Below are 13,002 nucleotides of genomic sequence, written 5' to 3' on the forward strand. Positions count from 1 at the left end.
CTGCTGATATCAATTTTTTTTGCTTGCTGTGCCTACGCAGACAGAGGCTACAAAAAATTGATATCAGCAATACCGTAGCGTTTTTAGGATATTTTGACTATAACTGTCTTTAATGTAGTTATTTTCAACATAACTATCCCCATAAAAAAACTGAGCTCAAGGCTCAGTTTTTTTATGAAGGGATCGATAAATTTAGCGTTTGATAAGCTTAGTTTAACGGCACACCGATACGTTTTGCCACTTCTTCATAGCCTTCAATCACATCACCCAATGATTGACGGAAACGGTCTTTATCGAGCTTTTTCTTGGTCGCCTTATCCCAAATGCGGCAGCCATCCGGTGAAAATTCATCACCTAAAACGATACGATCATGGAACACGCCAAACTCGAGTTTAAAATCTACCAGTATTAAATCACCGGCGTCAAACAGCTCTTTTAACACTTCGTTTACTTGGTGACTTAGCTCTTTCATTTTTGCCAACTGAGCCTCGGTTGCCCAATCAAGAGAAATAGAGATGGACTCGTTGACCATTGGATCACCAAGCGCATCATCTTTATAAAACAGCTCATAAGTAGGCGGCGTCAAAGCTTGGCCTTCTTCTAAACCAAGTCGACGCACCAAACTGCCAGCAGCAAAATTACGTACGACGCACTCAACCGGAATCATCTCCAAACGCTTGACCAGCACTTCATCATCTGACAATTGCTTTTCAAAATGGGTTTCGATACCAGCGTCAGCCAGCTTTTGCATCACAAAGGCGTTAAAGCGGTTATTCACCACGCCTTTACGAGCGAGCTGCTCGATACGCTTACCGTCGAGCGCTGAGGTATCATCGCGGAAGTGTAAAATCAGCAGATCGTTGTCTTCTGTTTCATAAACAGATTTGGCTTTGCCTTTATACAGCAGTTGTTGCTTTTGCATTACGGGAGTTCCTGTTCGTTCAAGCTTATGTGGTAAAAACGCGCAGTGACCGCTAAGTGTTTTATATTAAGCGCTTTATACTAGGTTAAAGAACAAACCTGCTTAACATCATAAAAAACCAGCGGTATAGGTAGGGATAAAAAAAGGTCTATTCTGAGGCTTGGGTTACCGCAACAGCGCGCTGCGGTTTTGGCAACCGATACTGCTTACCCGACTCGTTTTCTAACTTTAAGGTATTGGCACCTACATTAGGAGTAGGATAGAGCGGAACAAAGGGCGCTGTTTCTTGCGCAGCGGGCAGCTCTAGCGGCGCCAGTTTTTTGCTTTGTTGATACTCAAGGCTACCGTTATCGCGCTTACCAAACAGCTCTTTTGTCGCTTGACAGCCGCTCAATACGAACGTACTCCCCAAAACCACAGTCATTAGCATCGGGAATATTTTTACAGGGTTTGATGATACTGTCATCATATTATCTCTCTAAGTTAGCAATGATTGCTGATTTAGTACTTATTTAGCAAAACGTTCTTATTTTTACACTATCTGATAAACGGCGCTTTTTTATTGCGTAGGCAGGAAACTATGTCTGCACATAGCTGTTCTGCATAGCTATTTTGCATAGTTATTTCGTATAGCTATTTTATCCGCAGCTATTTGCCTATAACTACACTAAGTTTGCACGGATTAAGGCTTCATCAATCGTTGCATGGTGCTTTTCAGCCAACCATACCAATGGCAAGCGAATACCTTTGTCTATCATACCCATTTTATGCAGTGCATATTTGACAGGAATAGGACTTGATTCGATAAATAAATCGCGGTGTAAGTGCTTAACCACGTCATGGACTTTATGAGCGGCGTCAAAATCTCCGCGCAGCCCTGCGCTAAAGGTTTCACTCATGGCTTTTGGCGCAACGTTGGCTGTCACCGAAATATTGCCTTTTCCACCAAACTTCATAAGCTCAAGCGCGGTACCATCATCACCCGATAACACGACCATTCTGTCACCAACGGCTTTAATCAATTGCTCACCGCGGACGGCCGAACCAGTAGCGTCTTTAATAGCGACGATATTATCAATATCTGCAAGGCGCTCAACGGTTTCTTGAGCGATATCAACAACGGTGCGACCCGGCACGTTATAAAGCATCTGCGGTATTTTTACCGCTTCAGCGATGGTTTTATAGTGCTGAAACAAGCCTTCTTGCGGCGGCTTATTATAGTAAGGCGCAACCAACAGCGCACAGTCTGCACCCGCATCAGCGGCATCTTGGGTCAGCTTGATGGCTTCCATCGTATTGTTGGCGCCAGTACCAGCAATGACGGGTACGCGACCTTTGACATGCTGGACAAAATAGCGAATCACATCGCTGTGCTCTTGCATCGACAAGGTCGCTGATTCACCCGTGGTACCGACAGCGACGAGGCAATGTGTGCCCTGCTCAATCTGCCAATCTATGAGGTCTGCCAGACGTTTATAATCGACCGTGCCGTCAGGGTGCATGGGCGTTACCAAGGCGACCATTGAGCCTTGTAGTCGGGTTTTAATATCGTCGTATGCTGTGCTCATAACCGTGCCTGTATTATCCTAGCTTTTATTAAAGCTATCACATGATAAGTCGTTTGCAAGTGCCTCTATACGCTCTATAAAGCTTCACGTTAAATAAAACTAACGTCAGGGGCAATCTCTTGCGTGATGTTCATACTATTTATTTATATATGCAAATGTTATTAATGCTATGTTTATCTGCTGGCATTTAATCAGCTGATAACAATAAAAACGCCTGTTAGTGTAGCATATTTTGGCTTTATCGCTATCAATCAATTCATGCTTAAAGTCGCTATACCGCAAAAAACGGCTGTCTATTGCGCTGCTAAGCACTGCTTTATTGGTCTTAAAAATTGGTGTTAAAATCTAGCGCGAAAACTAAACAGTTAGTGTAGCGTAATTGTTTAGTAGCGATAAAACCTTTTTAAACATTTTAACCAATCGTCAACACATCAATAGTTGGACGATAAATACACGCATATCACCCTACACTCAAAACCGGCCAATGACTTTAGCAATCGCTACTCAATCCGCAAACCAATAATACCCGGGATACCTTGACGCAATATTTCAATCGTCACCACCCCTTTTTTGGGTAAAGAGGAGACGGCACTAGAAAAATCATTGACCGTTTTAATGGGTTTTTGATGCAGGTTGGTGATAACGTCGCCTGCCAGTATGCCCGAGCGCGCCGCAAGTCCCGTCGGTTCAATCGCTGTGACCAGTACGCCAGTCTTATTATCAGACGCCAGCTCTCTTTGCTCCTCCGGCGTTAAATTGCGCAGCGCCAGTCCTAGGCTAATGCCGTTGGTCTGCTGAGCACCGGTTTGCGACTGCATATCATTAGAGGCGTTACTGAGCTTACCGATGACCACAGATTGTTTGCCATCACGCTGAATCTGGACGCGAAAGATATCATTCGGCCGTGCCCGATTGATCAGATTTAATAAATCTGAGGCTTCCATGATTTGCACATCATTATATTTTAAAATAATGTCCCCCGATTTTAGGCCTGCTTTTTGGGCGGGAGAGTCTGGTGACACGCGCGTTAATAACGCGCCTTGCGGACGCGCTAAATTATAAGCTTCGGCTAAATTACGGTCGATATCTTGTGGAAAAATACCCAAATAGGCACGTGCAACCTCACCGTTATCTTTTAGCTGCTCATAAATATCCATTGCCGCATCAATCGGGATAGAAAATGACAGCCCCATATAGCCACCTGTGCCACTAAAAATACGCGAGTTGATGCCAATGACTTCGCCGCGCTGATTGAATAGTGGGCCACCAGAGTTACCAGGGTTTAATGCCACATCGGTTTGGATAAAGGGCACGCTGGTTTCACGGGAAAAATTACGTGATTTGGCGCTAACAATACCCGCTGAAGCCGAATAATCAAAACCAAAGGGCGAACCAATTGCCAATACTGGCTCCCCTACTTTTAGCGCGTTGGAATCGCCAATTGGCAGCGCTGGGAACTGACGACCCGTCACTTTTAGCACCGCCACATCCGAGCGCTCATCACTACCAACGAGCTTTGCATCAAGCTCTGTTCTGTCGTTGAGTGTCACAGTAATTTTATCTGCACCAGCTACCACATGGTGATTGGTCAGCATATAACCATCAGAGGTAACAAAAAAGGCGGTGCCATAAGCATGCTCAATCGCAGGCGTCGCTGCTTGGTCAGGAATACGCAAGCGATCGCCAAAAAATTGACGCAACAGCTCAGCGGTTTGCGCTTTGGCAAGCTCGGCCTCGCTGACGGTTTTGGTCACGTTTACCCGCGCCACCGCTGGGGTGACTTGCTGAACCAAGCCGGAAAAATCGGCGGTGGTAACGGCCGCTTGCGCATTTGGCACGGTCGCTATATTGATACCAGCGACCATGCTTGTTGCAATGGCAAGTGCCAACGCGCTCTGTTGTAACCAGCGCGTCACATTATGCGTATTTGATACTTTAGACATATTGATAGGCATATTATCCTCCATATGATAAGTCTTTATAGCTGTTATAAACTGTTTGTTATCAACAGTTTAAATAGGACCATTGTTAATAATTTTGGCATATTTCATCAGTTTTGGTGAATGCTTTGCGCTGACCATAGCTCAGCTTGCTCATGAATGAAAATTTAAAAAACCTGACTTTATACTGTTAGGCTAAATAATGTTAGGTTATAAATTTTACGGCATGCTTGTGTCCTGTACTTTTATCATGAGCATTTTATCAATGCACGCTTGCAAAAAAGTCTGCCTGTTAGTTTACCGTCCATTTTGGACTTATGGTATAAAACTTTATCTTTTCGTATTTAAAAAAAGCGAGGTAATTTGCATTTGCTGTTGAAATGTCGTCATTAAAAAACCATCACTATCGTCACGGCTAGGTTATCAATAATAATAAGCTAGCAATACTAAAAAATAACGCAAGGCCGCCTTATTAACAACATGCTGGCAATGTCAGCTTTGTCAAGCTTTTTGTTTAGCTAATAAAGCGGCGCAAAGCCACCCTTAAAATACATAAAATAAAACCATGTTATGATAACAAGCCAAATAATTTATACAACAAACAAAAGTTATCTTCTGTGGCCTGTTATTTTGACGGGTTGGCGATCATCAGCTTATTTTTCATCTTTTGCTTTTTTAGATTAAGTTTAGTGATCTGAAAAAGCTTTTGTCTTTACTGCGATATCGTATAGATAGCATATCTCATTCGTACTTTGATTCATTTTTTGCATGATGCTGTGCTGCATGTTTTGATGAACGCTGCGATTGATGCTTTTATTAATAAGCGCTAGATTTAGCGCTGAGCGGTGACGGATATTTGCAACAACTCATTTAGGCGACTTTTGCTGCGGCTTATGCTAGCAGTGTGTGTTGCGCGCCTGAATAGATATAAAATATGACAAGATTATAAAAGGATTAATTTATGGATACCGCCCTATTGTTATCCGGCGTGGTTGGGCTTGGCATTGCCGCCCAATGGTTGGCTTGGTATTTAAAGCAACCGTCCATTTTGTTTTTATTACTGATTGGTATTATCGTTGGCCCGATATTAGGCGCTTTTGATCCTGATTTGGTACTTGGCGAGCTGATGTTCCCTTTTATCTCGCTTGGCGTGGCGATTATTTTATTTGAAGGCTCGCTGACTTTAGAGTTTGATGAGATTAAACAGCACGGCTCTGTGGTACAGATGCTGGTGTCGGTCGGTGTGCTTATCACTATCGTCATTGTGGCGCTATCGACTTACCTTTTGTTTGATGTTGACCCTTTGATTGCTTTGCTGTTCGGTGCCTTGGTCTGCGTCACTGGCCCAACGGTCATTATGCCATTACTGCGCAGCGTGCGCCCCAATAAAACCATTTCGAATATTTTGAAATGGGAGGGCATCATCATCGATCCTATCGGCGCGATTGCGGTGGTACTGGTTTATGAATATATTATCTCAGGCGGCGAAGCCAGTAGTATTTTGCTGTTTGCCAAGATTGTAGTGTTGGCAGTAGCGTTAGGGTTAGCTGGCGCATGGCTATTGGCGTTTTTGATGCGGCGCCATATGATTCCTGAATTTTTACGCAATGTTTTTACCCTTGCTTTTGTGCTGCTGCTGTTTTCTATCTCCAACCACTTAGAACACGAATCTGGTCTATTAACCGTCACCGTCCTTGGGGTGGCGCTGGCTAACTGGCCAAAATTCCCGCGCGAGACGATTTTAGAGTTTAATGAATCATTGACCATTTTATTGGTGTCGGTATTATTTATTATTCTTGCGGCCCGTGTTGAGCTTGCAAGCTTGCTTAGCGTAGGTTTTGCAGGCTTGGTATTGCTAGCGATCGTAATGTTTATCGCGCGTCCTTTGTCTGTTTGGGCGTCGTCTATCGGCTCGAATCTAAAAACCAACGAAAAGCTGATGATTAGCTGGATTGGGCCGCGCGGTATCGTTGCTGCTGCTATCTCCTCCTTATTTGCCATTCGCTTGCAAGAATATGACATCCAAGGCGTTGAGCTGCTGGTGCCTTTGGTCTTTTTGGTCATTATTGGCACGGTGATGATTCAGGGTTTGGGCGCAAAAATGGTTGGTAATTTCTTGGGCGTGCGCGAGCCTGAAACCAATGGTATTTTGGTTGTAGGCTCCAATCCTATCGCTTTATTGGTCGCGACGTCCTTAAAAGACCAAGGGTTTGATGTCATTGTCGCGCACAATAACTATACCAATATTGCCCGCGCGCGCATGAGCGGTCTGCGCACTTACTTTGGTAATCCCATCTCTGACCATGCCGACCATCATTTAGACCTTATCGGTATTGGGCGCTTGTTTGCCATGAGTACCGATAGAGAGATGAATACCTTGTCCGAGATTCATTATCGCCATGAGTTTGGCGAGCGCAAAATCTATCGCCTGAAATTTAGCGATGAAAAAGTCAAAAGCGAGCGCGATGACAAACAAGGCAATTTCCACTCGCAGTGGCTGTTTGGCAAAGATGTCACTTATACCAAGCTTGCCAGTATGCTATCGAAAAAAGCGCGTATCAAAATCACCAACATCACTGACAGCTACAGCTTTGAGCAATATAAAGCCGATAATAAGCAGTTTGTGCCGCTTTATACCGTCGATAAAGAAGGTAAATTGCACATTATTACCGATAAGTTCGATGGCACGGTGCCGCGTGATCGGAAGTTGATTTCATTGGTCGTTGATGATGAAGTACAGCCAAAGCCTGTCGATGTGACGCCGAAACAAGAACAAGCGCGCGCGGCGGCAGATGCGAGCTTTGAGTCCAGCTCAAAAGCGCCTGAAAAGCGTAAAGAGATTGAGCTGACCGATGATAATGGCGAAACCACTGCGCCTGAGCCTGTAGCGCCAACTGCTAAGGAAGCCGATAAAAAGGCGGATACCTTTGCTGAAACAGTCCCTAAGACAACAACTGAAACAACCACTGAGACAGCCCCTGAAACAGCATCGGAGAAAAAAACTGTGGCTGAAAATCAGCCATCAAATGCTCATGCTGAAAAGGGAAATACTCAAGCAAGCGCCCCTAAAGATAAGGCCGCTAATAAAGATAAGGCTGCTAATAAAGGAGTAATGTCGGACAATTCGACAGCAACCTCAAAAACCAAGACGCCTAGCAATGCCAACGGCAATGGTAGCGCGCCGAAAACCAAAAAAGGAACGCTTGATCCAAACCGCCTACCCGATTCAAGTGGCGACCACGCCGCTAAATCGAGTAATGACGATACGGTAAAAAATATGGCTGCTACTGTCGATAGCGTCACTAGTGCCGATAGTAATAAATAATAAAGCTATTTTTTATACTAACTCATAAACACAAAAGCCCCAACTCAGTAGTTGGGGCTTTTTTTACTTAATAAAAAGTAGAAATGACAGTGCTAGAGAACATTACTTTTCAAATATTCTAACATGGTGTCTGCATCTGATACTTCAAACGGGTCTGTTGGACAGTTGTCGTCAAAACCCGGTTCTTTAAACACTTTTTTGATTACTTTATTGTCAACATACATCGAATAACGCCATGAGCGCATACCAAAGCCAAGATTACTCTTATCAACCAGCATACCCATTTTACGCGTGAACTCACCATTACCATCAGGCAGTAAGAAGACGTTTTCACGGTTTTGCTTTAGGCCCCACTGGTACATGACAAAGGCATCATTAACAGAAATGCAAACGATTTCATCGACGCCCAATGCCTTAAACTCATCATAAAGCGCTTCATAGCGAGGTAGATGACTGGTCGAGCAAGTTGGCGTGAAGGCTCCTGGCAGTGAGAACACCACCACTTTTTTATTGGCAAACAACTCATCTGTGGTTAGGTCATACCATTTAAATGGATTGTCACCACCGATAGACTCATCACGAACACGGGTCTTGAAAGTTACATCAGGTACATGGGTAATCATTATTTACTCCGGTTTAGGTTATTGTCTTTTTTTTCAAAATCCTTCATTGATATAATAATAGTTATAGCAATCTATAAGCAAACATTTAAGCTTATATTCAGAGTTTTTCTTAGCGCGTCGCCACACTTCGGAAATGTTTTTACAATCATTTAAAAGTCTTCGTAGTTTAAGACTTTTAAACTTACTTCTCCAGATTAGTGCCGCGCCCTAGTCTAAGTCTAGCTTAAATTTTTCCTGCACCGTCTGCCAGATACGCTCGCTCACTTCTTCGGCACTACCTTGAGCATCAATACGTTGGATGCGCTCAGGCTGCTCGCTGGCAAGGACGCTAAAACCTTGATGCACTCGGGTAAAAAACTCCGTCGCTTGCTGCTCAAAACGGTCAGCGGCGCTACGTTTATTGGCGCGCGCCATGCCTTCTAATACTGGCAAATCTAACCACAAGGTCAAATCTGGTAATTGTGCGACAAATTTCTCGATAAGCGTGTCAATTTTAGCGCGTACAGTACTATCACCATGCGCCCGCCCAAAGCCTTGATAGGCAACGGTTGAATCGGTAAAGCGGTCACATATCACCCACGTACCGCGTTGCAGCGCGGGCAAAATCACTTGCTGCAAATGGTCACAGCGCGCTGCAAATATCAGTAGCAGCTCAGTATCATCATTAATTTTGGTAGCAGGGTCTAATAAAATGGCACGCAGCTGCTCAGCAAATGGACTACCGCCCGGTTCACGGGTGCGCACATAATCAATGCCCTTTGCTTGCAGGCGCTTACAAAGATTCTCAATAGCGGTGGTCTTGCCCACGCCTTCGGACCCTTCAAAGCTGATAAAGCGCCCTTGAGTGGACGCTGTAGAAGTAGATGCTGTATTAATGAAATGCTCAGATGAGTTTATTTGCGCTGATTTTTCTTGCGATGATTTTTCTTGCGGCGATGCTGACATGATATGGCCTTATGTCATTGATGAGCGTTGTGTCGCTGTCTATGTAACTATTCATATAACGACATAACGCTCAGTACACGATAAGTTTTTGCGAAAAGGCAGAGGATTAAATTACGGCGGCGGCGTTTGTGCTTTCTTTTGACGCATGACGCTGAGATATTCTTTTACCGCTTGGTTATGCTCATTTAAGCTATTGGTAAATTTGTGGCCGCCATTACCGGTCGCCACAAAGTATAAGGCGTCGCTATCGGCAGGATGCAAAGTTGCTTCAATCGAGGCTGCAGATGGCAATGCGATTGGCGTTGGCGGTAAACCATCGATTTGATAGGTGTTATAAGCCGTCTTTTCATCGATGTCTTGACGGCGAATATTGCCTTTATAACGGCTACCCATACCATAAATAATGGTCGGATCGGTTTGCAAGCGCATGTTTTTATTCAAACGATTGCTAAATACCGCCGAGACCAAAGGACGCTCTTCTGCCACGCTGGTTTCTTTTTCGATAATCGATGCCATAACGAGCGCTTCGTACGGACTGTTATAAGGCAAATCAGGATCGCGATTTTCCCACACTTTGGTCAATGCTTGCTGCTGACGCTTATACAAATCGGTCAATACCTGCTTATCCGTGCTGCCTTCGCCATAATAATAGGTGTCAGGCGCAAACCAGCCTTCAAGATTGTGATTGACGATAGCATCATTACTATTAACCACCGCATCTGGCAAAATGCCGACCAAATCCAACGCCTGCGCGATGCTGGCATTCGTGCTATCCGCCGTTAGCACTTCTTTTTTAATGCCGTCGTTATCTCGTAGCGCCTGATATAAATCTTTTGCGGTTTTGCCTTCGATAATTTGTACCTTGACCATCGCCGCTTTTACCCCTTGCCCCAATACTTCTAGTGCTTCAGCAAAGGTAGGATTTTCTGGTAATTGATAAATACCGGCGTGCAATGGGCCATCAATTTGCGTTTTCATATACAGCTTGGCAATCGTGGCAGAAAACAGCGGGATCTGCTGTTGCCACTGCGGCAATAGCCCATAATAGGTCTGCCCCGCCTCAATCGTTACCATTTGCTGCGGCTGCTCAATACGGCCAAACAAGGTCTGATACACCATCACCAAAAAGAACGCGGCAATCAGTCCAAGTACCAATAACACCTGATAGCCGCGCTGCATAAAAAACGAGGGATTATCAGCTTTATAATGACGCGGTTTAGAACCACCGCTAATGAGCGAGATATCCGTTGCTGGCACTTCCTCTGCGCTCACGTCATCAATAGTAGGTTTTTTGGCTGGCGCTGTGGTATCGACAGGCTGATCAGCCGTACCATCATGATTATTTGTTGGCGACTCATCAGGGCGTTTAGGGGGTATTTCAGGGGTTTGCTTGCTCATGGCAACTCGCGAGGCAGAAGTTTGCTAGAATTTAGCACTGAACTGGGCGATTTTCAATGGTATTTGCTTAGCTTATCGATTAACTTGCTGTTTAGGGTAAATTATATGGCTTCATACTCATATTGCTTATTTATCACTCTGAATCTTTCCTTTTAAATACTTCCTTTAATAAGAAAACGGGCTATGAACCTTAATTTTAATCAAAGTCTTGCCAAAAACTATACATCTGAATCACAAAAAATTCGTGTACTCAGTGAAGATTGGGTCGCTAAGCAAAGTTATTGTCCTAATTGCAATACCGAACCCTTGCTTGAATTTGCGAATAACCAACCCGTCGCTGACTTTTATTGCGCACATTGCAGCGAGGAATATGAATTAAAAAGTAAAAAGGCAAAATTGAGCCACATTATTAATGATGGCGCATATGACACCATGATTAAGCGTATCAATAGCGATAATAATCCCAGCTTTTTCTTTCTGACCTACTCGCAAGAATATAGGGTAAATAATTTTTTGATCATTCCAAAACAGTTTTTTAAACCGGATATGATTATGAAACGCAAGCCTTTATCCATCACTGCCAAACGCGCCGGCTGGGTCGGCTGCAATATTGATTTGCGTAAAGTGCCCGAATCAGGAAAGGTATTTTTGGTTAAAGACCAGCGCGTCATACCCCGCGACAATGTCACCGAGCAATTTCAAAAAACCTTGTTTTTACGTACGCAATCACAGCAGACACGTGGTTGGACGCTGGATGTTTGGCAGTGCATCGATAAACTCGATGCTAACTTCTCTCTCAAGCAAGTTTATACGTTTGTCGACTTATTAAAACTCAAACATCCTGAAAACAATCACATTCCAGATAAAATCCGCCAGCAATTACAAGTGTTACGCGATAAAGGCATTATTGAGTTTTTAGGTCGCGGTCAGTATCGAAAACTATGTTAAGCGCTTTTTTTCTTCCTTTAGCTTCACTCAAGTAACAAAAGACGATCACTTCTTTTAAGCGCCTTTGCTAACCTAGCGCATATGAATCCTCAAGAAATTTTGATAAGGATACATTGGGAATAATAATGAGAAAAATAGATAAGAAAGTAAAGAAAGTCTTTCAGATAGAGATTGTTGAGAAGCTAAGTAACATCGTGGAGATTAGCGCAGAGAACGGACAAGAAGCACTGTTAAAGGCGCAAGATATGTATCGCAATGAAAATATTATTTTATATCCTGATGATTGTATTGATACCAAATTTAACATTTTGAAAAATGATTAAATCGCTTCAAAACCCACCACTTCACCCGACAATAACGTCAGACTGGTCATGGGCATAATACCGCGCAGTGCATTACAAAAGAATAGCTGACTTAAATAGGGCAAATCTTCATCTTGTAATGACCGGACAATGACGGGATTTTCGCTGGTCGCTAACCCATCGATAATGACTTGCCGCATTACGCCAGCGACACCAGACTGCGCCATTGATGGCGTGTACCACTGACCAGTGCTCAGATAGTTGCTGTTGTTTTGCGGATGTGGACAATTGGACGATTTTGCGACTGGCGATTCTACCAAGCGTGAAGCAGATAACTGATAAAACACATTACTCATTGTGCCTTCAACCCATTGTCCGCTCATATCGCGTAGCAGACCTTCGCCAAGTGGTAAGACAGCCTTAGATGCTAATAATTGAGATTTTAACGATCGCGCCTTGATAGCGTTCAGCTCGCCACTTGCCAGCACATTATCCAGACGATTTAAGCTTTTAAGTCCAGCAAGCGGCGGCGGCAAGCAAGCAATTTGAGAGGTCAAGCAGATGGCGCTCGCGGCAGGTTGCAGCGGGATGAATTGCCCATCAGGTAAAGGCAGCGCTTGCGCGGTTGCAACGTCCAGCGCCGAGGATTTAAGCCAAATCTCACAAGCACTACCGGACGTATTTGGCGCATAGCCATAACCGCGAACCACTTGGGCAGCGCGCGTGACGATAAGTTTTAGCATACCTTGTTGTAATTGCTTGGCATGCGTTTTTAACATCGTTAATAACGCTAATAGTGAGTCGCTGTCCAGCTTTAGATGCAGCGCTTTTGCATGGGAAGCGAGGCGCTGCTGATGATAATCAATCCACAGTACCTGTCCATCAATGACGCCCATGGTGGTAAAGAAACCATCGCCGTATGCCAGTCCGCGATTGTCTAATGACAGCGCGACCCGTGAGCCATCCATTGTCGCGCTTGATGGGTGTAAACATACCCAGCGTTTGGGCGATTTGGGCGACGTCAAGACCAG

11 protein-coding genes are annotated in these 13,002 nt (G+C 44.3%); 3 read left to right on the forward strand and 8 right to left on the reverse strand.

Features of this window, described 5'->3' with window-relative positions:
* Positions 1 to 208: 208 nt before the first annotated feature.
* The 4 genes from purC to B4240_RS08485 all read right to left on the reverse strand — a co-directional run bounded on the left by purC (position 209) and on the right by B4240_RS08485 (position 4,445).
* Positions 209 to 922 (reverse strand): phosphoribosylaminoimidazolesuccinocarboxamide synthase, encoded by a 714-nt coding sequence (gene purC / locus B4240_RS08470; protein ID WP_296238305.1) that lies wholly within the window; start codon positions 920 to 922, stop codon positions 209 to 211.
* Positions 923 to 1,070: 148 nt separating this feature from the next.
* The gene (locus tag B4240_RS08475; protein WP_296238306.1) at positions 1,071 to 1,391 is read right to left on the reverse strand and encodes a hypothetical protein; all 321 of its coding nucleotides are present in this window, start codon (positions 1,389 to 1,391) and stop codon (positions 1,071 to 1,073) included.
* Positions 1,392 to 1,584: 193 nt separating this feature from the next.
* Positions 1,585 to 2,490 carry a 4-hydroxy-tetrahydrodipicolinate synthase gene (dapA, locus tag B4240_RS08480; protein ID WP_296238308.1) on the reverse strand — a complete coding sequence of 302 codons (906 nt, stop codon included), beginning with the start codon at positions 2,488 to 2,490 and terminating at the stop codon, positions 1,585 to 1,587.
* A gap of 500 nt (positions 2,491 to 2,990) precedes the next feature.
* A complete protein-coding gene (locus B4240_RS08485; RefSeq protein ID WP_296238309.1) occupies positions 2,991 to 4,445 on the reverse strand; it encodes a Do family serine endopeptidase in 1,455 nt (484 codons plus the stop codon).
* A 946-nt stretch (positions 4,446 to 5,391) separates the two neighbouring features.
* On the opposite strand from B4240_RS08485, the gene B4240_RS08490 reads away from it, so the two are divergent.
* Positions 5,392 to 7,755 carry a cation:proton antiporter gene (locus B4240_RS08490; RefSeq protein ID WP_296238311.1) on the forward strand — a complete coding sequence of 788 codons (2,364 nt, stop codon included), beginning with the start codon at positions 5,392 to 5,394 and terminating at the stop codon, positions 7,753 to 7,755.
* A 92-nt stretch (positions 7,756 to 7,847) separates the two neighbouring features.
* Here the strand turns inward: B4240_RS08490 and B4240_RS08495 are convergent, their stop codons facing one another.
* The 3 genes from B4240_RS08495 to mltG form a co-directional block, all read right to left on the reverse strand.
* Positions 7,848 to 8,378 carry a peroxiredoxin gene (locus B4240_RS08495; protein ID WP_296238312.1) on the reverse strand — a complete coding sequence of 177 codons (531 nt, stop codon included), beginning with the start codon at positions 8,376 to 8,378 and terminating at the stop codon, positions 7,848 to 7,850.
* A 207-nt stretch (positions 8,379 to 8,585) separates the two neighbouring features.
* A complete protein-coding gene (gene tmk, locus B4240_RS08500; protein ID WP_296238314.1) occupies positions 8,586 to 9,323 on the reverse strand; it encodes a dTMP kinase in 738 nt (245 codons plus the stop codon).
* A 111-nt stretch (positions 9,324 to 9,434) separates the two neighbouring features.
* On the reverse strand, positions 9,435 to 10,721 hold the full coding sequence (gene mltG, locus B4240_RS08505) for an endolytic transglycosylase MltG (RefSeq protein ID WP_296238316.1): 1,287 nt from the start codon (positions 10,719 to 10,721) through the stop codon (positions 9,435 to 9,437).
* A 183-nt stretch (positions 10,722 to 10,904) separates the two neighbouring features.
* Between mltG and B4240_RS08510 the strand changes: the two genes are divergently transcribed.
* Positions 10,905 to 11,669, forward strand: a complete 765-nt coding sequence (locus tag B4240_RS08510) for a DpnI domain-containing protein (RefSeq protein ID WP_296238317.1) — start codon at positions 10,905 to 10,907, stop codon at positions 11,667 to 11,669.
* A gap of 125 nt (positions 11,670 to 11,794) precedes the next feature.
* Positions 11,795 to 11,992, forward strand: coding sequence for a DpnD/PcfM family protein (locus B4240_RS08515; protein WP_296238319.1), 198 nt, complete (start codon positions 11,795 to 11,797; stop codon positions 11,990 to 11,992).
* Here the strand turns inward: B4240_RS08515 and B4240_RS08520 are convergent.
* The gene (locus B4240_RS08520; RefSeq protein WP_296238322.1) at positions 11,989 to 12,996 is read right to left on the reverse strand and encodes an aminotransferase class IV; all 1,008 of its coding nucleotides are present in this window, start codon (positions 12,994 to 12,996) and stop codon (positions 11,989 to 11,991) included. The genes B4240_RS08515 and B4240_RS08520 overlap by 4 nt on opposite strands.
* Positions 12,997 to 13,002: the final 6 nt, after the last annotated feature.

Source organism: Psychrobacter sp. UBA5136 (assembly GCF_002414005.1).
Taxonomy (GTDB): domain Bacteria; phylum Pseudomonadota; class Gammaproteobacteria; order Pseudomonadales; family Moraxellaceae; genus Psychrobacter.

Excerpts from the sequence above, each read along its gene's own strand:
- dapA (WP_296238308.1), bottom strand. The coding sequence starts at position 2,490 with ATGAGCACAGCATACGACGATATTAAAACCCGACTACAAGGCTCAATG.
- tmk (WP_296238314.1), bottom strand. The coding sequence starts at position 9,323 with ATGTCAGCATCGCCGCAAGAAAAATCATCGCAAGAAAAATCAGCGCAA.
- purC (WP_296238305.1), bottom strand. The coding sequence starts at position 922 with ATGCAAAAGCAACAACTGCTGTATAAAGGCAAAGCCAAATCTGTTTAT.
- B4240_RS08510 (WP_296238317.1), top strand. The coding sequence starts at position 10,905 with ATGAACCTTAATTTTAATCAAAGTCTTGCCAAAAACTATACATCTGAA.
- B4240_RS08495 (WP_296238312.1), bottom strand. The coding sequence starts at position 8,378 with ATGATTACCCATGTACCTGATGTAACTTTCAAGACCCGTGTTCGTGAT.
- B4240_RS08490 (WP_296238311.1), top strand. The coding sequence starts at position 5,392 with ATGGATACCGCCCTATTGTTATCCGGCGTGGTTGGGCTTGGCATTGCC.
- mltG (WP_296238316.1), bottom strand. The coding sequence starts at position 10,721 with ATGAGCAAGCAAACCCCTGAAATACCCCCTAAACGCCCTGATGAGTCG.
- B4240_RS08475 (WP_296238306.1), bottom strand. The coding sequence starts at position 1,391 with ATGATGACAGTATCATCAAACCCTGTAAAAATATTCCCGATGCTAATG.
- B4240_RS08515 (WP_296238319.1), top strand. The coding sequence starts at position 11,795 with ATGAGAAAAATAGATAAGAAAGTAAAGAAAGTCTTTCAGATAGAGATT.
- B4240_RS08485 (WP_296238309.1), bottom strand. The coding sequence starts at position 4,445 with ATGCCTATCAATATGTCTAAAGTATCAAATACGCATAATGTGACGCGC.